Here is a 25,003-nt window from a genome sequence, read left to right as displayed (position 1 = left end):
GACCGGCGTTCTTCCAAGGACCAAAGCTATCTTGTTACGTCGGATTGCTGTTTACATACCCGGGCAGGAAACACCAGTGCCGCCAAGGCCACAATACCCGTCCGGATTCTTGTGAAGGTATTGCTGGTGGAAGTCCTCGGCATAAAAGAATTCCGGTGCCTCGGTGACTTCGGTTGTCACGTCGGCTTGACCTGCTTCTTTCAGTGCAGCGTTGTAGTCCTGACGTGACTGAACAGCAGCTTGCTGTTGTTCAGGCGTAAAGGTGTAGATCACGGACCGATATTGTGTACCGATGTCATTGCCCTGACGCATGCCCTGAGTCGGGTCGTGGTTTTCCCAAAACAGCTTCAAAAGCGCTGAATAGGACGTTACGGCAGGATCAAAGGCGACCAACACCACTTCGGCATGGCCTGTCATACCGCTGCAAACTTCACGATAGGTCGGGTTCTTGGTGAAGCCACCGGCGTAGCCAACAGCAGTGCTGTAAACGCCTTCCGCTTTCCAGAACAGGCGTTCCGCCCCCCAGAAGCATCCCATGCCAAAGACGGCAATTTCCAGATGATCCGGGAAGGGGCCCTTCATCGGATGGCCAGTGACGATATTGGCATCGGCAACCGGCAATGTTTCGTCGCGTCCCGGAAGCGCGGTGTCAGCGGTTGGCATTTTGGGTTTGTCTGATTTCAGCACGGAGAACATGTCTTAATTTCCCGAAGAAGAATTTGCGTTCATGCCTGCAATGTACTCCAGAAGCGGACAATAGCAATTCCCGTCTTGATCAAATGTCTTTGAACATTCTTTTGGCGGCACCCGCGATCACGCGGATAATCCGCACCCAAAGTCCATGGAACTGCATGATGGAATGGCTTTGCACAGGTTCAAGCATTTGAAATCGACAGCTTTGATGCTGGTGGGGGCGTTCAGTTTGCTGGTTGGGCTTTTGTTCCTGCCATTGCCGCCACCATTTTTTGGCATGGTGTTTATTGCGCTTGGTATTCCATTGCTGGCAGCGGGATCGAAACGAACGCGGCGATTTATCCAGCATCTGCGCTGGCGGTATTACCGTCACAACGCCAAGATCGAATATTTTCTGGGAAAGATGCCGGGGTTCGTTCGAAGACACGGTCGGAAAACCCGCCCGGATGGATTGATGCGGTCTAAGAAGATGGCGGCATCCGCCCGACAGAGGTTTAAGGACTAACGCGTCGAACCAGGCAATCCGTCCCGGCAGACTTCAAGCTGTTGCAAGCCTGCGTTGCATCAGCGGAGGAAGCATACATTCCGGTTAGCAGCCGGAAGAACAGACCTTTGCCTTCAATCGCGATGCTGACGACTTCATGGTCTGCGGCAGCCAGCATACCATGCGATGCGCTTTGGAACTTCGTCCATGCATCTTCCGCACGTCCGCGCGAACGATACGCTGCAAGTTGAACGGCGTAGTAGGGGCTACCACTTTGCGTGGTTTGGCTGGTTGCAGTTTCCGCTGGTGCCGAGTTTCCGGTTGATGGCGCCATCGCGTTTTGTGTTGCTACCGGCTCTGTCGAGGTGATCGGAAGTTCGATCATTGGTGCCGCGGGTTTTGAGTCAACAATATCAAGCTCGCCCTGTTCAGTCGGGCGCGCGTTTGATGTGACCATTGCACCCTTATGTTCTGTTGATGCTGCGTCGCCGGCAATCGTTGGCGCAGCAATAACGCGAACCGGTGCCGCGGATTGCACTGACTGAGTAGCCACTGGTGCAGGGGCTGCAACCGGGGCAAGTTTTGAAACTGCTGTTTCCGTTCCACCGGTCACCGGCCCATTGGTTCTCTTAGGGGCGGGGACAGGCGTCGCTTCTGGCGTCGTTTTGGGTGCTGCGGTCTGCCGGTCAACACGCGTCAGTCGCGCCGTGTTTTCACTGACTTCCATCTCCATCCGAACGACGGGACTGGTGGGGGCTTCGGGTTCTGCCTCTACCACGCCACCGGTTTCATAAAACCGGCGATCGCGTTCGACCTGCGGCGGATTGGGTAACTCTGGACCTGGCGCAACGGTGGCGGATGCGACAACGGCATCTATTTCTTTGGATCGTGCATATTCCGGGGATGATGCATCAAGCGTGACAAGGCGTCGTTGGGCTAGGCTGTTGATGCTGCCTGAAAGCCGCACACCTTGGCCGCAATCGAGATCGATCTTGGCGTCGGGCGGCGTCGCGGTCAGCCAAACATAAAGTTTGCGCGCACTTTCATAGTTGCCGTCCATGTCATAAGAAATCGCCTGAAGGAAGTTATCCGCAGGGCTTCGATCAAGTGAAATCGGTTCGGATGTGGTGGAGCCATCCTTGGGCATTCCGGTGCCGGAGGAAGCCGTGTGGCCGAAAAACAAACCACAGGCGGCCCGGTTGAAGCTTGTTTTTTCCGCCGCAGGCAATTGTTCGTTCGATGGAGAACTTAGTTCTTGCGAGGCAGTGGATGAACCGAACCAAAGACCGGAAAAATCAGAAGTGCTGCAAGCAGTCAGGAGCGGCAGGAGAGCTGCGGCAGTTATTCTTCCCCAGTTGCGTCGAAGGGGAGTGTTAGTTGTCGCAAACCTGATTTTCACGCTTCACCTGATCATCGCTGTATTACAGAAAGTTATATCTTTCATCGCCAGCAAAAACAACTCCTGCTAACGCAACGATGATGATCAGCTGTCTTTGGAAATCAGGGACATAGCAAGCAAGCGGTATCGCCTTCGGAAGGGTAGCACCGCAGACAGATATAATTACCGCATGGCCAATGGAACCATGATCCCGATAAGCAGGATCAGCACGGTTACGGCGATGACGATATTTATGATGCCTTTTGTGGCCTTGTTTGCGGTTTCACGCGTCATGCCACGGCTTTGAGAAGATCGGCCGGACGCACCCGTTGCACCGCCGGCGTTCTCGGATGTCAAAATCTTGATGACCTGCTTCTTTTCCTTGCGGGTATCTTGGTCGTACTTGTTTTCAACGATCCGTACTTCAGAATTGCCTTTGCTGCTGATTGCATCCTTGGCAGTCTTCAGGGCAGCGCTGTAGTCCGATACCGGCTCGAGCTCCATCAGGTTCCCGGTCTTGCGCAGGCAAACCACAGTATAACTTTTGCTAAGTGCCGCGTCGGTCATCTTTATTCCTGTTTTTTCGTGTACAACTTTGACAGACATATGGCGTGTTCGCGCAAAAATAAGAACCTATCCTAAAGAATAGGTTCTCTTGGCGGTCAAACGGGAGAGATCAGTTGGTAATGCTGCTGGCCAGCGTTTTGTACTCTTCGCAGTCCATGCCACAAAGCTGTTCCAATCGCGCAAGATTTTCCTGAGCCATTTCAGGTTTCCCTGTCTGAAGGAAAAGTTCGCCCTGATACTCAAGAGCACCGACATGTTCAGGGTCAATCATCAGGGCGCGTTCATAGTTTTGCGCCGCACTGTCAAAGTCACCCATCTTGCGCTGGCTGTAGGCAAGGTAATTGTACAGATCGGCATTTTCCGGATCTTCTTCGAGCATGGTTTCAATCTTGTCGATCGCCATGTCGTACATGCCGGTATCAACAAGCTCCGTAACAGCGGAAAGGTCGGTGCCCTCAGAGCTCCAGCTATCCGAACTGCCCATTGCAAAAGCGTTGCCTGTCAGAAGCGGGGTGGCAAGCATCATCATAACAGCACATGCCTTGATCATTTTTGGGGTTTCACCGTTACGGTCCATCGTCGTACCTTTCTGTGATCTGGTTTGGCATTAATACGTGTGTCGGGACGCGCTGAAAGTGTGATTTATCACAACTGAACGTTTTTCCTGTTCACTTGTTGGTGAGAATTATGGCTTTGAAAGGGCGGAATCTGTGGGGGTAATTGAAACTCTTGCGCTGGGAATGGGCGGGGCCTGGGCCAGTGGTGTAAACCTCTATGGCACAATGGTTATTCTTGGTCTTCTGAACAATTTCGGGCTGCTAGATTTGCCGCCGGAGCTTCAGGTTCTGGGAAGCTGGTGGGTGCTGGCACTCGCCATGTTCCTTTATATGATCGAATTCGTGGCCGACAAGATACCGATCGTCGATAGCGTTTGGGATGCCATTCATACCTTCATCAGGATTCCTGCCGGTGCACTCCTTGCTGCCGGCGCCATGAGCGGCCTTGATACCGGCATGGGCGACGGCGTTCAAACTGCGATTGCCTTGCTGGTTGGCGGGACGGTGGCGGCCGGGAGCCACTTTACAAAGGCCGGCAGCCGCGCGGCAATCAATACATCACCTGAACCATTTAGTAACAGCATCGCCTCAGTCGCCGAGGATGTGGCTGTCTTTGGCGCACTTTACACAGTCGCTTTCCATCCAGTGGTTTTCTTTGTGCTGTTTGCCCTGTTTGTTCTGCTTCTGATCTGGCTGGTGCCAAAGATCTGGCGGTTTATCGGGCAGGTGTTTGGCAATGCGCGTCATCCGTCCGTGGCGTATGCCCAAACGCGTGCGCAACAGGCAAGCACCGGCACAGGGCTGCCAAAACTCAATCTATCCGGGGCAGGCGGATCGGCTTTGCCACCATCGGATAAACCGAAACTTCCGCCTGAATAGGATCACGTTGAGCCAAAAGAAAAGCCCGCAAGTATCTGACTTGCGGGCTTTATTGGTTGTGTTTCTGACGTCGATCAGAAGTCGGCTTCGATTACGCGGTCGCGGATTTCCGCCGCCATTGCATCACCAAGTTCATCAATGCCAAACGTCTTCTGGTGCTTGAACCCAATGCGACGGACCGAAGCAGTTTTTTCTTCGGCTTCGCGTTTGCCAAGCGCAAGGATCATAGGAACCTTTGCATGGCTGTGTTCGCGGACCTTGTAGTTGATTTTCTCGTTACGGGTATCGAGCTCAACATTCAGGCCCTTGGCTTCAAGTGCTGCCTTGACTTCATGGGCATAGTCGTCGGCATCATTGGTAATGGTGCAAACAACTGCATGAACCGGTGACAGCCACAGCGGCAAACGACCGGCATAGTTTTCGATCAGAATACCGATGAAGCGTTCAAGCGAGCCAAGGATCGCACGGTGCAGCATGACCGGGCGGTGTTTTTCACCGTCTTCACCCATATAGGATGCATCAAGACGTTCCGGCAGAACGAAGTCAGCCTGAAGCGTGCCGCACTGCCAGTCACGACCGATGGCATCACGAAGCACGAACTCAAGCTTCGGCCCATAGAAAGCACCTTCACCCGGATTGACTTCAAGTGCCAGACCCGCTTCTTCAGCCGCTTCGCGGAGCGCCGCTTCGGCCTTGTCCCAAATCTCGTCAGAACCCGCACGCACTTCCGGACGGTCGGAGAATTTCACAAGAATGTCGGTAAAGCCGAAATCCTTGTAGACCGATTTCAGAAGGTCACAGAAAATCTTGGTTTCAGAGACAATCTGGTCTTCAGTGCAGAAGATATGGGCGTCATCCTGAATGAACTGACGGACACGCATGATGCCATGCAGACCGCCAGACGGCTCATTGCGGTGACAGCAGCCAAATTCCGCCATACGCAGTGGCAGGTCACGATAGGACTTGCTGCCAAGGCGGAAGATCTGCACGTGACACGGACAGTTCATCGGCTTAAGCGCCAGAACCTTCTCGGGATCGTCTTCATCCGGGGTCGTGGTGAACATGTTCTCGCGGAACTTTTCCCAGTGACCGGATTTTTCCCAAAGCACGCGATCAACCAACTGCGGCGTACGCACTTCCTGATACCCGGCCGCATCAAGGCGATCACGGATATAGGTTTCAACCTTGCGATAAAGCTTCAGACCCTTGTCATGCCAGAACACAGAGCCCTGGGCCTCTTCCTGCATGTGGAACAGGTCCATTTCACGGCCAAGGCGACGGTGATCGCGCTTTTCGGCTTCTTCGAGCATGTGCAGATACGCATCCAGGTCTTCCTTGCTTTCCCAGCAAGTGCCATAGATACGCTGCAGCATTTCGTTATCCGAATTGCCACGCCAATAGGCGCCGGCAACCTTCATCAGCTTGAAGGCCTTGCCAATCTTGCCGGTCGACGGTGCATGCGGGCCACGGCACAGGTCGATGAAATCGCCCTGGCGATAGCAGGTAATGGTCTCGGTTTCCGGAAGATCACGGATGATCTCGGCTTTGTATTTCTCACCTTTATCAAGGAAGAACTTGATTGCTTCGTCACGATCCCAGACCTCACGCACGATCGGTTCGTTGCGTTCGATGATCTTGTGCATCTGCTTTTCGATCTTCACCAGATCGTCTGGCGTAAACGGCGTTTCGCGGGCGAAATCGTAATAGAAACCGTTCTCGATCGACGGGCCAATCGTGACCTGCGTATCGGGATAAAGTTCCTGGACGGCTTCGGCCATGACATGCGCACAATCGTGACGGATCAGCGGCAGAACTTCCGCATGGCCCTTTGTCACGATTTCGATAGTCGCGTCAGTGTCAATCTCGCGCGCGAGGTCGCGCACTTCACCGTTGACGATGATGGCAAAGGACTTCTTTGCCAGCGAAGAACTGATGCTTTTGGCGACATCGAAACCCGATACCGGGCCGTCAAATTCGCGCACGGCACCATCGGGAAGGGTCAGGGCAATCATGGTTGGCTCAACTCTGCTTTATCTGCGGGCATAATTCAGGAATGCACATATAGGACCCGCATGTTTACGCGGGGTAAATGCACAAGAAAAGGAATTTCAGGATGAGGTCAAGTTCGCTCTTTGAAAAAAGCGACTTTCGGGACAGCACGAACCGCCGCAACGCCAATCTGGCGTGCAGTTTTTTCGGCGGTATTCAACTTTTTGTCGGCAAAGCCGTGCATTGATACTATCCCGTAAGGTGAAGACTTAATATAACAGGACAAACTTGTAGAGCAAGACGCAAGCCTTTGCCAAAGGCAGGTTTTGTTCAAAGCACTATTATGGCGCCACCAACGCCATCGAAGGGAGCCCCGAATGTCGAGCCCGGAAGTTCGCCGGAACATCATGATTTTGAGTCTGTGCGTCGCGTTGTCTGCCAGCGCGATGTCGTTGATTTTCACGGTCGCCGCTGTGATCGGCTTTTCGCTGGCCAGTGACAAATCCCTTTCAACCCTGCCAGTCGCCTTCATGATGATTGCCATGATGGCGATGACGGCCCCCTCGGCGGTTGTCATGGCCAAGATGGGCCGAAAATTCGGGTTCTGGATGGGGGCGACCATTGCCATGATGGGTGCAGTGTCGGGTATGGGCGCTGTTTACTACGCCAATTTCTGGCTGCTTTGTGTGGCATGTGCCTGCATTGGTGCCGGCAATGCCATCGCCATGCAATACCGCTTTGCTGCCGCAGAAGCCGCACCGGTAGAATTTCGTGCGCGTGCGATTTCCTACACCATGCTGGGCGGGCTTGCCTCGGCCTTTATAGGGCCGAACCTGGCAAGCTTTGCCCGGGACTGGTTCGAGACGATCCCGTTTCTTGGCACCTTCGTTGCCCTGATCGGCTTGCAGTTCCTGTTGGTGATCGCCATTGGTCAGCTGCGTTTGCCCGACATGCGCGGACACAAGCATCCTGAACCGGCGCGTCCGTTATCAACCGTAATGGGTCAACCCGCCGTCATCGTTGCAATCATTGCAGGTGCGCTTGGCTATGCGGTGATGAGTTTTGTGATGACGGCGACACCGCTTGCGATCCTTGATTGCGATTACGCGTTCGGTGATGCCGCCTTTATCATTCAGTGGCATGTTGTGGGCATGTATGCGCCCGGCTTCTTTACCGGCAACCTGATCAAACGATTTGGCGCGCTCAAGGTTATTCAGGCCGGTGCAATCCTGAACTTTGCCTGTCTTGCGGTTGGTCTTGCCGGACAGGACCTGATCGGCAATTTCTGGGTGTCGTTGGTACTTCTCGGCGTTGGCTGGAACTTCATGTTTGTCGGTGCGACGACGTTCCTGACCGAAAATTATCGTCCGTCCGAACAGGCACGTGTGCAGGCGATCAACGAATTTTGCGTATTTGGCACCGTTGCGATTGCATCGCTGTCGGCAGGCACGATCTATGCCGGGTCCGGATGGGGGACGCTGCTTTACAGTGCCGCCTTGCCGGTTGGTCTGGTGTTGCTGATCGTTGCGACCTTTGCGATCCGCCGCAAGGCACAAGCGGCCTGAAGGCAGGACTTTGATAAATAAAAGAAAGGGCCGCATATGCGGCCCTTTTTCGTTGCTGTGCCGATCAGTGATGACCGCTCAGGATATCGAGTGCGTGCGATCGGAATTCCCGATTATAGAGAACCAGCGTCACCCAGGTCGCACAGACGATGAAAGCAAGCGGATGATAGAACCAGCCCAATGCCGAGAGTGCAAAGAAATAGGCGCGAATTCCGCGGTTGAAGTTGTGGGCCGACATCATGCTCATGCGCGATGCCCGTGCCGCCGCGCGGGCCGCATCTGGCGCGTCGGCTTCCGGGGCGGCACCGATCAGGATCGAGCAATAATTGGATAACCGAAACGCCCATGTGAATTTGAAGAAGGCATAAATAAAGATCACGATCAGCAACACCACCTTGCACTCCCACACAGCCGGCGTGGTGACAGCGGCAAAGGGCAGGGCAGAAACAGTTTCAATCGCCTTGTCGGTATAACCCAGGAGCGCCATCAGGCCGATCAGGACCAGAATGGTGGTCGAGGAAAAGAAACTGATGCCCGTAATCAGGTTGCTGGCGATTGATGTATCGACCATCCGGATATCGCGTTTAAGCATCTGTTCCATCCAGCGATGGCGATTGCGCGCCATATGTGCGGAGATGGAATTCCGGCGTCGTGAACTGGCATCGGCAAAAATCGTGTAACCAACCCACCAGGCAAACGCCCAACAAATTGCGACAACATCAAGAAGCGTGAAGGTGGGCATAACGGGTTCCATTCAAAGCCGTTCCATCAGATTTATTCTAATCCTAGTGATAATGCGCTATCGTTCGCAATATTGTTTGCCACGCAATGTGATGGATGCATAGCAGATGGTCATGTCACCAGTCCGGGTTGAGTTTTCCCGCAATCCAGAGTATCAGCAGCGCAAATTTTGATTGGAGAGCGACATGAGCGATCTTGAAAACGATCTTGGCGACGACATCGACTTCGAAGAATTCGAAGCCCATACCGAAAAGCTGCTGGAAGACGGTCGCACCAAAGACGACCTGTTCGAGTTCATCGGTTTCATGAACATCAACGAAGTCGGCACGCACATGATCGCGGCCGAAATGGTGCTTGATGAAGATGCCATCGACCAGATGAGCAAAAACCTGCGCAAACTTGAAATCGATCTTTCACCCCTTGGCGAGCTTACAGGCGGCCTTAAAGGTGGCGAAGACGTCAAACGCGCCCTTGGTGCTCTGTTCCTGGAACTGGTCGAGCTTTGCGAAATTGATGAAGACGACGAAGACGCGGGCGAGCTTTCCGAAGAAGCCCTGCTGCTGTTGAACTTCATCAAACGCTTCAATCCGCAGATGCGCCGCCTGACGGTTGCACTGACCGACACCGATGATGATGATGTGTCCTGCGAATATGAAGTGACCAACTGGTAAGCCAGGGCTTGCCGATCAGGCAAAAATTAATGTAGCTAAAGGCAGGGCATCGTTCCCTGCCTTTTTCTGTTTCGGAGCCACCACCGTGACCGCCTTGCGATCGACTGCCGCAGCCCAACGTCTTCAATCCTATCAGGACCGCTTTGCAAACGGCGAGGAGCCGGTGCCAGAAGCCGCAAGCCTGCGGGCCTGGATCGATGAGAACCGCGATGTTTTTCACTCGGTCATGGAATGCGACCTCAAAACATGTGCAAAGATCGTTTACGACTTTTCTTCAAACGGCGATGTGGTGATTGGTGGCGAGAGCGATCCGGCGCGCCAAACCGAAATCATGTGGCAGCAACTGGCCAATGCCAATGCCCCGGTCGGGATTGGACGTTATCGCGAAGACCGCATCTGTTATCAGTCCGAACAGTTCAAAAACGATGGCGAGGCCCGCAGTCAGCACCTTGGCATTGATCTGTTCGCACCGGCATACACGCCGGTCTTTGCACCGCTGAACGGCGTTGTACACAGCTTTGCCGACAACAACCTGCATCTGGATTACGGCCCGACCATTATCTTGCAGCATGAACCGGCTGAAGGCATCCGGTTCTATACGCTCTATGGTCATCTCAGCCGCGAATCCCTGGACGGGCTTTACAAGGGTAAGGAAATCACGGCGGGTGACCTTCTGTGTCGGTTTGGCGATTTCCCGATTAATGGCGACTGGATACCGCATCTGCATTTTCAGATCATCTTTGACATGCTGGGGCGGGAAGGGGACTTCTTTGGTGCCGCCAAGCCGTCAGAATGGGATATCTGGGAAAGTATCTGCCCAAACCCGAACCAGATCCTGCAAATGCCTGAAAACGTGACCGCGTCACGGGAAGGGGTATAGATGCAACCGCGTCTGAAAGCCGGGTTGTGGGTGCGCGCGCAGATCGCGATTTGCCAGTCGAACCTGATTACGGCGATGGTGGCCCACAAGGGCAACGAAGATGCAGGCGCCGTGCTTGTGAAGCTCAACCGGTTTGCCGCAGGGTTCTTTGTCTATTCACGGGTGACGACACTTGATGGGGAGCTGGGCTGGATGCTGGTGGCCGGTGGCCCGGATGGGGGCCGCGAAACCGAGTTTGCCTGCGATGAATACTGGCGCAAACAAATTGGCTATGATCCGGATGTCTGGGTGCTGGAGATCGAAGATCACAAGGGGCAATACGAACTGGATGCCCCGATTGTCGATTTTTGACAGGCGCGCCTGAAAAAGAAAAAGGCTGGCAACCAAATGCCAGCCTTTACGTTTTGCATCACGCGGAAGCGATTGCTTATGCGGTGCGCTGCAGCAGGTGGTAGCCGAAATCGGTCTCAACCACGTCAGACGTCGAACCAACTTCCATGCTGAACGCAGCGGCATCGAATTCCGGAACCATCATGCCACGGCCAAAGAAGCCAAGGTCGCCGCCCTGCTGGCCGGACGGGCAATCGGAATTGGCTTTTGCCAGTTCTGCGAAATCGGAACCGTTTGCGATCTGATCTTTCAGCGCGTTGATTTCGGTCAGGGCTTCGTCTTTGCTGCGGGTGGCGGTCGAACGTGCCGAACCGGCATACATCAGAAGAATGTGCGACGCGCGAACTTGTTCACTCATAATGGGTCCTTTCATCCGTCAAAACTTGCAACCGACGGATTTTCTGCAAGATTAGAAGTTTATGGATAACGCTAAGGGTCCAAATCCATGTACAGCCGTATACTCCTGTACATAGGGTTGGACCCTAGACATTGCCCATGCCTTGTGGCTTGTTACGACAAATCGAACCGAGATGAAAGAGAAGAGGCAGATTGATGCTTGCTGTTGTGTCCCCGGCCAAGAAGCTGGATTTCGAAACAGACGTCCCGGAAATGTCTGTTTCTCAACCCGCGTTTCTGGACGACACCGAACAACTTGTTGATGTCGCGCGCAAAAAAAGCCGCAGCGATCTGATGAAGCTCATGGGCATCAGCGAAAACCTTGCCGATCTGAACTATCAGCGTTTTCAGCATTTTTCGCGTCCGTTTGATCGCACCAATGCCAAACCGGCGATCTTTGCATTCCGCGGTGATACCTATGTCGGCCTTGATGCCGATACCATGAAGGCCGAAGACATCGACTGGGCAGAGGATCATTTTCGGATGCTTTCGGGCCTTTATGGCCTTCTGAAACCGCGTGATCTGATGCAGCCATATCGTTTGGAAATGGGAACGCGCCTTTCGAACCCGCGGGGCAAGGACCTTTACGCATTCTGGGACGATAAGCTTTCAAAAGAAATCAATGAGATTACCAAAGGTCACAAGGACCGTAGTCTGATCAATCTCGCCTCGAACGAGTATTTCAAATCAATCAAGACCAAGATCCTTGATGGCCCGGTAATTACGCCTGTGTTCAAGGAAGTGAAGGGTGGTACGGCCAAGGTTGTCGGCTTCTCAGCCAAGCGTGCGCGTGGCATGATGGCACGCTATATGATTGACAATCGGCTCGAAGACCCGCAAGAGCTCAAGAAGTTTAATGTTGATGGCTATCGCTATCAGGATGACCTCTCGACCGAGACAGAGTGGGTCTTCACGCGTATTCACGATCAGTAACACCAACTATTCCGGTGAAACCATATGACCGACGAGCATCTTGAACAGCTCGAGGATGAGAATGTCTTACCAGAGGCGCATCCGTTTTCTGGCTATCTGCGCACGTTTTTCCGTGGGCCGGGCCGTTCGCGCAGTCTGACCCGCGAGGAGGCATTTGATGCGTTCTCGATGATTCTGCGCGACGAGGTCGAACCGATCCAGCTTGGCGCATTCCTTTTGATGCTGCGCTACCGTGCTGAAACGCCCGAAGAACTGGCTGGCATGATCGAAGCTGTTCGCAAGGCCGCGCGTCTTGAACCGGATGAAGACAGCAAAGATGATGCGCTTATGCGCCCTGCGCTGGATTGGCCATCCTATGCGGCCGGTCGGACCCGCGGTCTGCCCTGGTTTGTGCTTTCGGCGCTTTTGCTGTCGCAGAATAATGTTCCGGTGCTGATGCATGGCTATAACTCGCATCTGGTCAACGGGATCAGCACAGAAGTTGCCATCAAGGCGCTTAAGCTTCCGATTGCCATGTCTGCAGAAGAAGCGCGTTCTGATATCGCATCGAAGGGCTTTGCATATCTGCCGCTGCGTCACATGCATCCTAAACTGCAGGAGCTGATTGGATTGCGTCCGCTTCTTGGATTGCGCAGTCCGGTCAATACGTTACTGCGTTTGCTTAATCCGCTGCATGCGCGTGCAGCCTTCCTTGGTGTGTTTCATCCGGCGTTTCTTGATGTCCATCGAGAAACCGGCAAGCTTTTGGAACTTCCGCGCATCGGTGTGATCAAGGGCGGTGGTGGCGAAGCCGAAAGAACACCTTACAAGCATGTCGATCTGCGCATGCTTGATAATGGGGAGCTCAATGATGTTCGCTGGCCGGCATTGCTGTCGAAGACAGAGAAAGACGGCGAAGACCAAAGCCCTGTGTCGCTAAAGCACTTTCTGGCTGTCTGGCGTGGCGAGGTGGAAGATATTCCCGCCGAAGCCAAGATCAAGGGCAGTGCCGCCATGGCAGCCTTCCTTGCCGGCAAGGCGGATTACATGGATGAGGCAGAAAGCCTTGTTCAGGGCTGGTGGGATAATCGCGACCGTGATGTTGGCTGATGTTCTGCGCCTAAGTGTGATCGAATAAAAGGGACGGGAAACCGTCCCTTTTTTAATGCTCAGAACGATGATCCGGGCTCTTTGAGAAACGCCACTTCCTCTGGCGTCGATGGACGGCCCAATATTTCATTGCGATGTGGATAGCGGCCAAACCGGTCAATGATCTTTTTGTGTTTCAGCTCGAACTCGTAATTATGTTCAAGGCCGGGCTGTGAAAACAGGTCAACCGCCACTTCATGAATGATTTCGGATTCCGAGTGCATATACGGCATATACAGGAATGCCTGTTCCTGCGGTGTGACCAGTTTGCGATCCACCCTCAAGGAAACAGCCTCCTGCGCCAGTACCAATGCCATTGGATCTGATGCAAAGGACTGTGGCTGATCGCGGTACATATTGCGTGAAAACTGATCAAGAACGATGATTTCTGCAAGTCGTCCATGGGCGGTTTTGCGCCAGTTAAAAAGCTCTCCGGCCGTGGCGGCGGCATGAAAATCGGCAAAGCGTTCCGCGATATGGCGATCGAGGGCTTCATCCTTGATAAACCACTGTTTTTCTTCGAGTTCCTTGAACCAGAAAACAAGAACTGTTTCAGGTTTCATAATGTTTCCACCCATCTGATTGCAGGCTTTTGCGGCCCGTCGGCAAAATTGCGCGTGATCTTCGCGCCCGGTTTAAGGCGCGTCAAGCCATCCGCAAAAAGATTGTCACGGACCTTGGGGGAAGGAGTTGACAGCAATCCGTCCGGCGTGGATTATGACATTGTCTTTGGTGTTGATCCGATTGGACCAACTTAAAAGGGAACGTGGTGCGTCATGCATGACAAAGCCACGGCTGCCCCCGCAACTGTAAGCGGTCAGAGCATTGCATATGCCACTGGTGCAAACCGGGAAGGCGCATTGCTTTTCAAACCGTGAGCCAGGAGACCTGCCTTTGACTGCCGGGTGCTGATTGCTCGGTATGAAACTGTTGGACGCCGGGGTGAGCGTCAGGTTGCAGGGGTACAAACGGTCTTTTGAAGATCCGCAATCTTGCTTCCAGCCATCCTATCGTTCTTTGTCCTGACCCTGTGCGTTGGGCCTTTGGCCTGCGTGCATCGTTTGAGAAAGAGACGATTATATGTTGAAGACCCTTGGCAGGCTTGCGATTGCAAGCGCCTGCGTGCTGTCGGCGACCATGCCGGCGCATGCGCATTTTCAGTTGGCCTATACGCCGGACGTAAACGTGACCAAGGCCGGGGATCAGCCGGTAAAGCTGATTTTCTGGCACCCGTTTGAAAACGGTCATGTCATGGATATGGCCGAGCCGCTTGAATTTTATGCGGTTAATCGCGGTGAGAAACTTGATCTGAAATCAACGCTTTCGCCGATTACTTTCACCGGAATTGCCAACTCGGCAGCGGCCTTTGACGCAACTTTAACTCTGCGCCGCAGCGGCGATTACGTCATGGTGGTGGTGCCGGCACCTTATTACGAAGAAAGCGAAGATATCTTCATTCAGCAGATCACGAAATCCTACGTGAACCGCAACGAAATTCCGACCGACTGGATGGAACCGCAAGGTCTTAAAACCGAAATCCTGCCGCTTAATCGACCAACCAACATCATTGCCGGTTCGACCTTTACCGGCCGAGTGTTAAGCGAAGGCCAACCGGTAGCCGGTGTTGAAGTCGAAATCGAATACATGGCCGCAGAACCCGATATGGCCAGTAACACCCCCAAAGGGCCGACGGCATCGCCAATGCCCGGTGGTGCGGTTGTGGCCATTTCCGATCAGAACGGGTATTTCACTTTTGGTGTCCCCAAGGCAGGTTTTTGGGGATTTGCAGCACTTGGCAGCGGCCCTGATAAAGAATTTCAGGGCAAGGAACTTTCACAGGATGCAGTCCTGTGGGTTCGCGCCTATGATGTGAAATAGGCGAGGGACAAAACAGATGCATATTGTTGATGGTGCGCTGGCACCGGAAGTCTTGATTGGCGGGGGTGTTCTTGCAGTTGCCGGGCTTGGCCTTGGACTGCGGAAACTGCCAATCGATAAAATTCCTGCTACCGGGGTTTTGTCGGCAACATTCTTTGTTGCATCGCTTATTCATGTGCCGGTGGGACCATCCAGTGTGCATCTGATCATGAGCGGTCTTGCCGGGCTGGTGCTTGGCTGGACCGCGTTTCCGGCGCTTTTTGTCGGTCTCCTGCTTCAGGCGGTCTTCTTTGGCTTTGGCGGTTTGACGGTTCTTGGCGTCAATACGGTCAATATCGCCTTTCCGGCTGTGCTGGCGGGCCTTTTGTTCCGGGGAATGGTGTCGCGCAGCAATCCGGTCACGGCCGCTGTGCTTGGTGGATGTGCCGGTGCATTTTCCATCGCGCTGACAACGGTGTTTGTCGCGATTTCGCTTGCACTCAGTGGTGATGCATTTGTTCCGGCGGCCAAGCTGGTCTTCTTTGCCCACATTCCGATCATGGTGGTCGAAGGACTGGTTTCAGCGGCATCGGTGTATCTGATCGCCAAGGTCAAACCGGCCTTGCTGCAATCCGCCGATCAGACATCGGGTTTTGAGATGCAGCCGACAGCAACCTTGCGTGCAAAGCAGGCGGGCGAGGCTTCCAATGGCTAGGTCACTTATGCTGGTCTTTGCGCTTGGCATGCTTGTGTTCGGCACCGCACCTGCACAGGCGCACAAGGTTATCGCATCTCTGTTTCCAAGCGGTTCGAACATCGAAGGTGAAATCGGTTTCTCCAACGGTGTCATGGCCGAAAACACGCTTGTTGAGATCTTTGATCTTGATGGCAACAAGATTGATGAAGTTACCACCGACGGTGACGGTTTCTTTGTCTACATGCCAAGCCAAAAGATTGACCTGCGATTTCGTGCCGATCTCGGGGCAGGGCACGTTGCCGAGGCAACCTTTGCCATTGCGGACCTGACGGATGTTGATGCGGCTGTACAAACAGCATCGTCAAAGACACCGGTTGCATCAGGCGTAGGATCAAACGCTGGGCCTGCGATTACCCGCGAGCAGGAAGAAATCATTGCGACCATCGTGCGTGACGAATTGCGTCCGCTCAGGCGCGAGCTCACGGCCTATAAGGAAAAGAATGATCTTCAATCGATTCTGGGCGGCATTGGCTATATATTCGGTGCCTTCGGGATCATTTATTACATCGCTGCGCGACGGCTAAGAGCAAAAGCACCCAACGCATGAGCCACCTTTTCGGACATGACCAACCCCTGAGCGTTCAGGCGCGTGGCGGACATTCACCGTCATTCGTCGGAACGTTCGATCCAAGGGTAAGGGTGGTCGCGGCCTGTGTTTTTGCAATTGTCGTGGTGGCCCTGCATCAGATCGAATTTGCACTCGGTGCCCTGATATTTGCCGCCATTACCATGAGCCTGACGGACTTGCCGCTGCGCGTAACCCTGAAACGCATGGCTGCCATGGACGGGTTCATCATCGTCATGCTGGTAATGTTGCCGTTTACGACCCCTGGCACACCGATGTTTTCGATCCTTGGGGCAGAGGCCAGCAAGGAAGGGCTGATGCATGCCATCCTTGTCGGCATTCGGGCCAATGCGGTTGTCCTGATGATGCTAAGCCTGCTTTCGGGTATGACGCCGGTGACGCTTGGCCATACGCTATATCGTCTGAAATGTCCGCCGGTTCTGGTGCATCTGATGATGTTTACGGTGCGCTATATTTCGGTGCTTCATGACGAATATCATCGTCTTCGCATGGCGATGAAACTTCGCGGGTTTAAGGCCCGTAACAATGCCCATACCTACCGGTCTTTTGGCTATTTGTTTGGCATGTTGGTGGTGCGATCGCTTGAACGGGCCGAACGTGTGCTTGAAGCCATGAAATGCCGCGGATTTAGTGGTCATTTCCCGATGATAGATGATCTGGCATTCAAGCGTCGTGACGGCGCATTTGCCGTTTTCTTCCTTGCCCTGATTATTGCCCTTGTCCTGATGGATCTCATGTATGTCGTCGCTTATTGAATTGAATGATATTTCCTATGGTTATCGGGCAGGGCAGAATGTGCTCGATCGTGTCAGTCTGACGCTTGATCCGGGCGAACGTCTGTTTCTTGCGGGGCCGAATGGGGCTGGTAAAAGCACGCTTTTGCGTATTCTTGTCGGCCTGATTAAGCCACATGCGGGCGAAATTCGTGCCTTTGGCACCCCGCGTGTGACCGATGCCGAATTTCACGATTTGCGCTGCCGGGTTGGGTTTATCGTGCAGGACCCCGATGACCAGCTGTTTTGCCCGACCGTGATTGAGGACATCGCCTTTGGTCCGCTAAACTTGGGGGCCAGTCGCGAGGAAGCCCTTGCGATTGTGGATGAGGTCCTGGATCAACTGCATCTCAAACACCTGCGTGAACGGATTACGCACGAGCTGTCAGGCGGCGAAAAACGGCTGGTTTCGGTGGCCGCTGTTCTTGCCATGAAGCCCGATGTTTTGCTGCTTGATGAGCCGACAAACGCACTTGATGAAGAAAACCTGCGCCGACTTGAAGAAATCCTTCTGGGGCTGCCACAAGCCATGATCCTGGTGTCACACGATCCGCATTTCAGACGGAAACTTGCAACGCGGATTATTGAATTGCGCACGGGAAAAGTGCTTCAATTGCCAGACAAGAAATGCATGGCCAGCGAACGCGCGAACCAGGCCGAGGCCGCATCCTGAGGGTCCTTTGCCTCGGACGAGCATGAAAGGGCGGTGATGACATCCAACCTATCCCCGTTTTCCAAACCGGCCTTTCGCCATCTGTTTTCCGCCCAGATTACGTCCCTGATCGGGACTGGGCTGACGACAGTGGCGCTATCGTTGTTGGCTTATGACCTTGCCGGTGATGATGCTGGTCGGGTGCTCGGTTCCATTCTTGTTTTGAAAATGGTGGCCTATCTCGTGATCGCGCCGGTGGCAGGGGGCATGGCGCATCTGTTGCCGCGTCGGATGTGGCTGGTCGGATTGGATGTGTTGCGCGCGGGGATCGTGCTTTGTCTGCCCTTTGTTGATCAGGTCTGGCAGATTTTCGTTCTGGTGTTTGTCGTAAACGCGGCTTCGGCCGCCTTTACCCCTGTGTTTCAGGCGATCATCCCGGAAATCCTTCCCGATGAAAAGGCATATACCAAGGGTCTTTCTTACGCGCGGCTGGCCTATGACCTTGAAAATCTGGTCAGCCCGGCCTTGGCCGCGGCCCTTTTGGTTGTGTGGTCGTTTGATAGTCTGTTTTTGGCCAATAGTCTGACCTTTGCAATCTCGGCTTTGCTGATCATGACAGCACAGATCCCGCAGGCCGCGCCAACGGATCGGACTGGCGGCATTTATGCCAATACGGTGTTTGGCATTGTGGCTTATCTCAAGACGCCGCGTTTGCGCGGGCTTCTGGCCGTTTATTTTGCCGTCTCATCGGTTGGGGCAATGATCATCGTCAATACCGTGGTTCTGACGCGTGGCATTCTTGGCGGGACAGAGTTGCTAACGACAAGTTTTCTGGCTTGTGCCGGCGCCGGATCAATGTGTGCGGCATTCCTGATCCCGCGGCTGATCGAACGCGTCGGTGAACGCCATCTGATGTTGGCAGGTATTGTCGCTGCCGCGGTCGCGATGTTGCTTGGCGGTGTCTTGATGATTTCAGATTTGGCGTCGGTCTTCGCGTTTGCAATTCTGTGGCTGATTGCCGGGGCAGGTACAACATTTGCCCAGACCCCCGGTGGACGGCTTGTGCAGCGGTCTGCCGGGGACGGGGATCGTTCTGCGTTTTTTGCGGCCAACTTCGCACTTTCACATGGCGGGTGGTTGTTTGCGTATGGCATCGTTGGCTGGCTGGGAAGTTTGGCGGATCTGTCGGCGGCTTTTCTGGCATCCGGGGGCATGGCAATCGGTTCTGTGCTTGTTGCTGTCATGCTATGGCCGAAGGAAGACAGACTTGAAATCAAACACAGTCATCCGGGGTTCTGGCACGAACATCCGCACGACCATAGTGACCCGCATCACGTCCATGTTCATGAAGATACGGCCGAAACAGACAAGCACCGGCATCGGCACTTCCACCCGCCTGTAACCCACAAGCATCGCTTTGTGATCGACAGCCACCATACAAAATGGCCGATGGAAAGCGGTGATAGGGTCTAGGGAATGGGGTCAAAACCCGAATGTGAGGAAAGCTCACGTTGGCGTTTTGCCGGGCGAGTGGTGACATTTCAAAAAGTATGAGGGTATGAATTCGGGTGCCTCCAAAGCGCGCCTGAAACAACAGACTTGGCCTGTGGTTGTTTTACGTTATGGTTTTGCAATCCAAACAGGGAGGGCGGGTTATGGAAGTTGTTTACGTATCGAGTGACGGGCAAGAACACTGGATTGATGCCAAAATCCGCCCGGCATTGACCCTTGATCAGGCGATTGCGCAAAGCCGACCCGGGCAAATGATCCGGATGATTGCGGGGTATTATTGCTTCGATGAACCTTTGCGTTTCCCGCGCAGTGGAACGGCTGATCAACCGATCATTGTGCGCGGCGAACCCGATGCGATAATCGACGCGGCAAAGCTTCCTGATCCTTCCGTTTCGGCAAGTAATCCGGGACGCGACGGTTATGCCGTTTTCCAATTGATTGATGTGGCCCATATCCGGCTTGAGCTTTTTACCATCAAGCGGGCTTGGCCAAGTGCTGTTTATATCGAAAACAGTCAGCATCTGGCGTTTAGCGACCTTGATATCACCGAAGGCACCTATGCCTTTTATGCCAACGGCGAACAAACCCGCGGCATCTTGATCACGAGTTGCCGTTGGGTCCAAAACCCCGATATCTGGCGTCAGATCCGCTGGGATGAAATTCACGACGGCAAGGACGAAGATGGCAATGTTATCGAGGTCGAATATCGCTACCTCAACGGGGCGTTCTTTGGATCTGATGATATTATCGGGGATGTCGAAATCATCCGAAACGATATCTGTGATTGTTATAACGGCGTTCGGATGGATGTATCCCAACATAATCTGGATGCACCGGTCGGCAGCTTTAACCGCGACGTCAGGATCTTTGACAACCGGTTCAGATATATCCGCGACAACCCGATAGAGCCCGAAGCAACGGCTGTTGGCTGGTGGATCGGCCGCAACCGGTTTTATAATTGCCATAAGCTGTTTTCGCAGGACGGTGTACGTGGCGGGTTTTGGTATTATTTTGGCAATATCTGCTGGTTTGACAGCCGCCCGGGCCCAGAAGGGGACGAGAATAACGGCGGTGCTGTTTTCAAACTGGGCAAGGGCGGATCAGTGGCCCAGCCCGATTATATTTCCGCCTGCCTGCACAACAGCTTTTTCCTGCGCCAGAAATACATCAAGAAGGGTACGACGCGCGGTCTGATCAATGCCCGCAATGCGATTGAACACGCCGATCCGACAAAACTCCCCGAAGACCTGATGCCACTGGATCAGACATTCTTTGGTCCGGCCGACAAACTTTCTCTGTCGGCAGATGGTCCATTGCCTGTTTCGTTTGACGGCGATCTTGCCAACCATCCGACATATCCGGCGGTGTTTGATCCCTATGATGGTGTTTTGCGTGATCCGCGCGTTTCCAATGGCCCGTTGTTCGAAGATGGGCTGTCCGGGCGTTTTGATCTTCGCGCGCAACATCGCGAAGGGTATTGCGACACACTGAGCATCCCGATGCCCGATGGCGGGACATGGTTGTCTCACCGTGCATTCTGGCCTGGCGCCTTGACAGATGGGGAGATCTTCGAGGGACCGGACTATGTTCCCGTCGATCTTGATTACGTTCGAGGTTTGCCTGTTTACAATGATTGACAGGACGTCTTCGTAACGCCCGGCACCGGGTGTTATGGGCTTACGTATGCGTAAATCAGTTGACTGGGCTGTCGGAATGTTGCGATGGTGAAGCACCGCATTCAACAAACAAGAAAAAACATGAACGATAAGCTTTATAGCATTACCGAGCTGGCAGAAGAATTTGATATCACGCCACGTGCGATCCGGTTTTACGAAACCAAAAACCTGCTTGCACCACAGCGTGCAGGTGCGACGCGCGTATACAATTACCGTGACCGGGCGCGGCTGATGCTGGTGCTGCGTGGCAAGCGTCTTGGTTTCTCGCTTGAGGATATCAAGGAGTATATCGATCTCTATGACGCAGACCGCAGTCGGTCTGAACAGCTTGCGCATCTGATGCTGGTCGGACGTCGCCGGATCGAGGAGCTTGAACAGCAGCTTGAAGACGTGCAGACGACCTTGAAGGAACTGCGCACGATTGAGAATGAAGCAATTGATTCGCTTCGAGAAAAGGGCATTGATCCGGAAAAGGCCGTTGCCGATATCAAGGCCAAGCTTGTCGCAGAAACCGCCTGAAATTATTGAAGCTTCTGCATGAAACGAAAAAGCCCGGTGTTTTAGCGGGCTTTTGGTTTTTGGTGATGGTGATGCGGCTTATTCCGGGGCACGCTGCAAGGGCAGGGTGACTTCAAACACCTCTTCATCCGGGATGAATTTGCGGCTGAAGCCAAGGCTTTCGCATAGGGTCAACATCCGACGGTTATTTGGCAGAACCTGACCGATGAAGGTTTCTGTGCCCTTGCGGCGGCAGAATTCGATCATCTTTTCCATCAGAATGCGGCCAAGACCGCGCCCCTTGATATCGGAACGCACCATAATCGCGTATTCGGCTTTCTCGTTGTTCGGATCAATCACAACCTGAACGATACCGTGAATTTCGCCTTCCTGATCACCGTTTGGCAGGATGGCAAGGAAGGCCATATCGCGGTCGTAATCAAGCTGCGTCTGACGGGCCATTTCCGAATGCGGCAATTCACGGACCGAGCCGAAGAACCGGAAGTGAATATCTTCCGGGGTTAGCCGCGACATAAATTCGTAGTGGGCCGGTTCATCTTCGGGCTTGATCGGACGCAGCAAATAGGTCGTCCCGTCATCCATCACCACCTTTACTTTCAAATGGCGCGGGTAGGGATGAATGGCCAGGCGCTGTTCGTCGCTTACAACCTTTGGCGTTACCTTGATACGGGCATCGAGCGCAATCACACCTTCACGGTCGGCCAGAAGCGGGTTCATATCAAGTTCGACAACTTCGCCCAACTGCACAACCAGCTGCGAAAGCCGCACTAAGGTCATGTAAAGTTCTTCGAGGTTGACCGCCGGGACATCACGGTAACCTTGCAGAAGTTTATGAATGCGTGTGCCTTCAACCAGTTCACGGGCAAGCTTCATGTTCAGCGGCGGCAAGGCCATGGCGCGGTCGCGGACAACTTCGACTTCTACACCGCCATGCCCGAACAGGATCACGGGGCCAAAGATCGGGTCGGTGGTCATGCCGACAATCAATTCACGCGCGCCGTCACGTTTGACCATTTCCTGAACGGTGAAACCGCGCAGGCGGGCTTCGGGGAATTTCTTGCCAATAACGCGCTGCATTTTTTCGGCTGCGGCACGAACTTCCTCACCGTTTTCAAGGTTCAGGATCACGCCGCCGACATCGGACTTGTGGCTGATGTCGTCCGACAGGATCTTGAGTGCGACCGGGCGACCGATCTTTTCTGCCTTGCTAACCGCATCGTCAACATTAAGGGCGGCATAAGTTTTGACGGTATTGATGCCAAAGCATTCCAGAACCGATTTCGCTTCCGGCTCGGTCAGCATGTGACGTCCGGCATGAATGGCGGCGTGAATGATGCTGCGCGCTTTGTCGACATCCGGTGTGTAGTCGTGCGGCACCGAAGGCGGTGTTTCCATCAGGAGTTCTTGCAGCTTGCGGAAATTGACCATGTGCTGGAAGGCTGCAACAGCATTTTCCGGCGTACGATAGGTCGGAATACCAGCCGCATAGAACATGTTACGCGCCTCGGCCACGGTGGCCTCGCCAACCCAATTGGTCAGGATGTTTTTCTTGCTGTTCTTGATGGTGTCGATCACACCCTGTGCGACTTCGACCGGATCGGTTATGGCCGTCGGCGCATGCATCACCAGCAAGCTGTCGATATTTTTGTCCTTCAGGACAACGTCAATGGTCTTGGCATAACGTTCACCCGGTGCATCGCCGATGATATCAACCGGGTTTGCGTGCGACCAGGTCGGCGGCAGGACTTCGTCAAGGGCTGCAATGGTTTCGTCGTCAAGGTGGGCCAACTGGCCATGTCTTTCGATTAGGGCGTCAACCGCAAGCACCCCGATCCCGCCACCGTTTGTCACGATGCCAAGCTTGTCACCACGGAACGGGCGCATGCGCGACAGCGTTTCAGCCGCCGAGAACATTTCGCTTACCGTGTACACGCGCAAAACACCGGCACGTTTGATGGCGGCGTCAAAGACGTCATCGGCGCCGGCAAGCGCACCGGTGTGAGATGCGGCCGCAGCTGCACCCTCGGCAAAGCGACCGGATTTGATGCACAGGATCGGTTTGTTACGCGATGCGGCACGAGCGGCCGAGATAAAGCTTCGGCGTTCGTGAATGGACTCAATATAAAGCATGATCGCGCGGGTATCGGGATCCGAGCCCAGATAATCGATGACGTCACCAAAATCGACGTCATCGCATTCACCCAGCGAAATAAAGTGGGAGAACCCAATTCCGCGTGCAGCAGCCCAGTCGAGAACGGCAGTACACAGGGCGCCTGATTGCGAAACAAAGGCAATCTTGCCATTGCCAATGCTTTGATGGCTGAAGCTGGCATTCAGGCCAATGCCCGGCACCATCAGGCCAAGGCAATTCGGACCAAGCAGACGCATCTTCTTGGAGGCCGCAATATCAAGCATCGCCTGTTTGACCGTGCGATTGTCATCATATTGTTCCGCACTCAGGCCTGCGGTCAGGACAATCGCGGCAAGGCAGCCTTTTTCCGCCAGGCACTCCATAACCGGAACGACACCTTTGGGCGGAACACAGATGACGGCAAGCTCTGGCACCACGGGCAGGCTATTGACGTCGGGGTAGGCCAGAACGCCACCGATTGACTGACTGCGTGGGTTAACTGGCATGATCGGCCCGTCAAATCCACCGGCAAGCAGGTTCTTCATAATCACGCTGCCGACGGAGTGCGGCCGATTGGAAGCGCCAATCACGGCGACCGATTTCGGTTTAAACAGATGATCGAGGTTGATTGTACTCATCGCCAGTTTGCGCCTTGTCCTGTGTGGGCCGGCCAGATTTCGGCCAACTCGCCCTATATGGTGATGCATGCGCTGTTTTTTCAGCGTACCATCATGATGCAGTGCGATATTTTAGAGCGATGCCAATTATATTGATTTGCTGTGCATCAATAAAGCGCTGCAAACACGAAGTTTTTATGGCAGTGCGATGCAACAGGCTACGGGAGGCATGAAGTGCGGAGGTCTGGCGTCACGATTAATGCACGTGACCATGATGCCCGTCGTCAAATCGCTCGGACTCTTCAAGCCAGGCTTCAACTTCATCCTGCGAGCTCATGGCAAGCGCGATTTCAAGGTCGGCTTGGACATGGGCCAGACTGTCGAACATCGGGCACCAGCCAAACGCCTGTATCCGGGCATCGGTCGTCGACGAGATCGTGAACAGATCCCCGTCAATCGGGTGCACCAAGCCATGAATGATCCCGCCTTCGCCCGTAATCAACCATCCGCGGGTCGGCCCGGAAAGGGTGGCGAGTTCAACTTCGCGAAGGTCGATTTTGATGGTTTTCATGGGGTAAACATCCGTGTTTTGACGATCAAAAGCAAAAGGGACCGAACATTACGTTCGGTCCCTTTTTAATTGGCTCCGGCAGCAGGACTCGAACCTGCGAC

Annotated in this window: 27 protein-coding genes and 1 riboswitch; of the genes, 17 read left to right on the top strand and 10 right to left on the bottom strand. The window is 54.0% G+C overall.

Annotated elements, in window-relative coordinates:
• Positions 1–51: 51 nt before the first annotated feature.
• Positions 52–696: a peptide-methionine (S)-S-oxide reductase MsrA gene (msrA, locus tag TH2_RS12145; RefSeq protein ID WP_008890730.1), complete on the bottom strand. Its 645-nt coding sequence runs from the start codon at positions 694–696 to the stop codon at positions 52–54.
• 145 nt (positions 697–841) lie between these two features.
• Here msrA and TH2_RS21965 point away from each other — a divergent pair, with 145 nt between their 5' ends.
• Positions 842–1,198, top strand: a complete 357-nt coding sequence (locus TH2_RS21965; RefSeq protein ID WP_081579310.1) for a PGPGW domain-containing protein — start codon at positions 842–844, stop codon at positions 1,196–1,198.
• Here TH2_RS21965 and TH2_RS12135 read toward each other — a convergent pair.
• On the bottom strand, positions 1,188–2,324 hold the full coding sequence (locus TH2_RS12135) for an SPOR domain-containing protein (protein WP_040823740.1): 1,137 nt from the start codon (positions 2,322–2,324) through the stop codon (positions 1,188–1,190). The two genes, TH2_RS21965 and TH2_RS12135, sit on opposite strands and share 11 nt — an antisense overlap.
• Here TH2_RS12135 and TH2_RS12130 point away from each other — a divergent pair.
• Complete coding sequence (locus tag TH2_RS12130) at positions 2,317–2,646, top strand: hypothetical protein (protein WP_157194086.1); 330 nt, start codon at positions 2,317–2,319, stop codon at positions 2,644–2,646. The genes TH2_RS12135 and TH2_RS12130 overlap by 8 nt on opposite strands.
• Before the next feature lie 92 nt (positions 2,647–2,738).
• Here TH2_RS12130 and TH2_RS12125 read toward each other — a convergent pair whose 3' ends face one another.
• Together TH2_RS12125 and TH2_RS12120 are read right to left on the bottom strand one after the other, a co-directional pair.
• Positions 2,739–3,161 carry a hypothetical protein gene (locus TH2_RS12125; RefSeq protein ID WP_157194084.1) on the bottom strand — a complete coding sequence of 141 codons (423 nt, stop codon included), beginning with the start codon at positions 3,159–3,161 and terminating at the stop codon, positions 2,739–2,741.
• Between the two features lie 70 nt (positions 3,162–3,231).
• On the bottom strand, positions 3,232–3,699 hold the full coding sequence (locus TH2_RS12120) for a tetratricopeptide repeat protein (protein WP_008890726.1): 468 nt from the start codon (positions 3,697–3,699) through the stop codon (positions 3,232–3,234).
• A gap of 133 nt (positions 3,700–3,832) precedes the next feature.
• On the opposite strand from TH2_RS12120, the gene TH2_RS12115 reads away from it, so the two are divergent.
• Positions 3,833–4,558, top strand: coding sequence for a DUF4126 domain-containing protein (locus TH2_RS12115; protein WP_008890725.1), 726 nt, complete (start codon positions 3,833–3,835; stop codon positions 4,556–4,558).
• Positions 4,559–4,632: 74 nt separating this feature from the next.
• Here TH2_RS12115 and thrS read toward each other — a convergent pair whose 3' ends face one another.
• The gene (gene thrS / locus TH2_RS12110; RefSeq protein ID WP_008890724.1) at positions 4,633–6,570 is read right to left on the bottom strand and encodes a threonine--tRNA ligase; all 1,938 of its coding nucleotides are present in this window, start codon (positions 6,568–6,570) and stop codon (positions 4,633–4,635) included.
• A 354-nt stretch (positions 6,571–6,924) separates the two neighbouring features.
• Between thrS and TH2_RS12105 the strand changes: the two genes are divergently transcribed.
• Entirely contained in the window at positions 6,925–8,112 is a 1,188-nt protein-coding gene (locus tag TH2_RS12105; RefSeq protein WP_008890723.1) for an MFS transporter, read from the top strand.
• 64 nt (positions 8,113–8,176) lie between these two features.
• Here TH2_RS12105 and TH2_RS12100 read toward each other — a convergent pair whose 3' ends face one another.
• The gene (locus TH2_RS12100; protein ID WP_008890722.1) at positions 8,177–8,866 is read right to left on the bottom strand and encodes a DUF599 domain-containing protein; all 690 of its coding nucleotides are present in this window, start codon (positions 8,864–8,866) and stop codon (positions 8,177–8,179) included.
• Between the two features lie 172 nt (positions 8,867–9,038).
• Here TH2_RS12100 and TH2_RS12095 point away from each other — a divergent pair, with 172 nt between their 5' ends.
• The 3 genes from TH2_RS12095 to TH2_RS12085 all read left to right on the top strand — a co-directional run bounded on the left by TH2_RS12095 (position 9,039) and on the right by TH2_RS12085 (position 10,755).
• Positions 9,039–9,524 carry a hypothetical protein gene (locus tag TH2_RS12095; RefSeq protein ID WP_008890721.1) on the top strand — a complete coding sequence of 162 codons (486 nt, stop codon included), beginning with the start codon at positions 9,039–9,041 and terminating at the stop codon, positions 9,522–9,524.
• Positions 9,525–9,609: 85 nt separating this feature from the next.
• Positions 9,610–10,404, top strand: coding sequence for a peptidoglycan DD-metalloendopeptidase family protein (locus tag TH2_RS12090; RefSeq protein ID WP_008890720.1), 795 nt, complete (start codon positions 9,610–9,612; stop codon positions 10,402–10,404).
• Entirely contained in the window at positions 10,405–10,755 is a 351-nt protein-coding gene (locus TH2_RS12085; protein WP_008890719.1) for a DUF1491 family protein, read from the top strand. It abuts the gene before it with no gap.
• A gap of 76 nt (positions 10,756–10,831) precedes the next feature.
• Here the strand turns inward: TH2_RS12085 and TH2_RS12080 are convergent, their stop codons facing one another.
• Positions 10,832–11,152 (bottom strand): peptidylprolyl isomerase, encoded by a 321-nt coding sequence (locus TH2_RS12080; protein ID WP_008890718.1) that lies wholly within the window; start codon positions 11,150–11,152, stop codon positions 10,832–10,834.
• A gap of 194 nt (positions 11,153–11,346) precedes the next feature.
• On the opposite strand from TH2_RS12080, the gene yaaA reads away from it, so the two are divergent.
• Both yaaA and TH2_RS12070 read left to right on the top strand, forming a co-directional pair.
• Positions 11,347–12,123, top strand: coding sequence for a peroxide stress protein YaaA (gene yaaA / locus TH2_RS12075; protein ID WP_008890717.1), 777 nt, complete (start codon positions 11,347–11,349; stop codon positions 12,121–12,123).
• A 24-nt stretch (positions 12,124–12,147) separates the two neighbouring features.
• Positions 12,148–13,212, top strand: coding sequence for a glycosyl transferase family protein (locus TH2_RS12070; protein ID WP_008890716.1), 1,065 nt, complete (start codon positions 12,148–12,150; stop codon positions 13,210–13,212).
• A gap of 59 nt (positions 13,213–13,271) precedes the next feature.
• Here the strand turns inward: TH2_RS12070 and TH2_RS12065 are convergent, their stop codons facing one another.
• Entirely contained in the window at positions 13,272–13,814 is a 543-nt protein-coding gene (locus TH2_RS12065; protein WP_040823806.1) for a DUF924 family protein, read from the bottom strand.
• 150 nt (positions 13,815–13,964) lie between these two features.
• A riboswitch (cobalamin riboswitch) is annotated at positions 13,965–14,161 on the top strand.
• 170 nt (positions 14,162–14,331) lie between these two features.
• Between TH2_RS12065 and TH2_RS12060 the strand changes: the two genes are divergently transcribed.
• The 8 genes from TH2_RS12060 to TH2_RS12025 all read left to right on the top strand — a co-directional run bounded on the left by TH2_RS12060 (position 14,332) and on the right by TH2_RS12025 (position 21,583).
• Positions 14,332–15,129 carry a DUF4198 domain-containing protein gene (locus TH2_RS12060; protein ID WP_008890714.1) on the top strand — a complete coding sequence of 266 codons (798 nt, stop codon included), beginning with the start codon at positions 14,332–14,334 and terminating at the stop codon, positions 15,127–15,129.
• 16 nt (positions 15,130–15,145) lie between these two features.
• A complete protein-coding gene (cbiM, locus tag TH2_RS12055) occupies positions 15,146–15,823 on the top strand; it encodes a cobalt transporter CbiM (RefSeq protein WP_008890713.1) in 678 nt (225 codons plus the stop codon).
• Positions 15,816–16,412 (top strand): hypothetical protein, encoded by a 597-nt coding sequence (locus TH2_RS12050; protein ID WP_040823736.1) that lies wholly within the window; start codon positions 15,816–15,818, stop codon positions 16,410–16,412. The genes cbiM and TH2_RS12050 overlap by 8 nt, the downstream gene beginning before the upstream one ends.
• Positions 16,409–17,206 (top strand): cobalt ECF transporter T component CbiQ, encoded by a 798-nt coding sequence (gene cbiQ, locus TH2_RS12045; RefSeq protein WP_040823734.1) that lies wholly within the window; start codon positions 16,409–16,411, stop codon positions 17,204–17,206. The genes TH2_RS12050 and cbiQ overlap by 4 nt, the downstream gene beginning before the upstream one ends.
• Positions 17,190–17,897, top strand: coding sequence for an energy-coupling factor ABC transporter ATP-binding protein (locus TH2_RS12040; protein ID WP_008890710.1), 708 nt, complete (start codon positions 17,190–17,192; stop codon positions 17,895–17,897). The genes cbiQ and TH2_RS12040 overlap by 17 nt, the downstream gene beginning before the upstream one ends.
• Positions 17,898–17,933: 36 nt before the next feature.
• Positions 17,934–19,349: an MFS transporter gene (locus TH2_RS12035; RefSeq protein WP_008890709.1), complete on the top strand. Its 1,416-nt coding sequence runs from the start codon at positions 17,934–17,936 to the stop codon at positions 19,347–19,349.
• Positions 19,350–19,531: 182 nt separating this feature from the next.
• Positions 19,532–21,025 carry a right-handed parallel beta-helix repeat-containing protein gene (locus TH2_RS12030; RefSeq protein WP_008890708.1) on the top strand — a complete coding sequence of 498 codons (1,494 nt, stop codon included), beginning with the start codon at positions 19,532–19,534 and terminating at the stop codon, positions 21,023–21,025.
• A gap of 120 nt (positions 21,026–21,145) precedes the next feature.
• Complete coding sequence (locus TH2_RS12025; protein WP_008890707.1) at positions 21,146–21,583, top strand: MerR family transcriptional regulator; 438 nt, start codon at positions 21,146–21,148, stop codon at positions 21,581–21,583.
• Positions 21,584–21,661: 78 nt separating this feature from the next.
• Here the strand turns inward: TH2_RS12025 and TH2_RS12020 are convergent, their stop codons facing one another.
• A complete protein-coding gene (locus tag TH2_RS12020) occupies positions 21,662–24,352 on the bottom strand; it encodes a bifunctional acetate--CoA ligase family protein/GNAT family N-acetyltransferase (protein WP_008890706.1) in 2,691 nt (896 codons plus the stop codon).
• A gap of 235 nt (positions 24,353–24,587) precedes the next feature.
• Positions 24,588–24,902, bottom strand: a complete 315-nt coding sequence (locus TH2_RS12015) for a hypothetical protein (RefSeq protein WP_008890705.1) — start codon at positions 24,900–24,902, stop codon at positions 24,588–24,590.
• Between the last annotated feature and the right edge of the window lie 101 nt (positions 24,903–25,003).

Origin of the sequence: Thalassospira profundimaris WP0211 (assembly GCF_000300275.1) — a bacterium.
In the GTDB taxonomy this organism is placed as follows: Bacteria; Pseudomonadota; Alphaproteobacteria; order Rhodospirillales; family Thalassospiraceae; genus Thalassospira; species Thalassospira profundimaris.
Note: the sequence above shows the minus strand (reverse complement) of the source record. Positions and strands in the feature narration are given on the sequence as shown.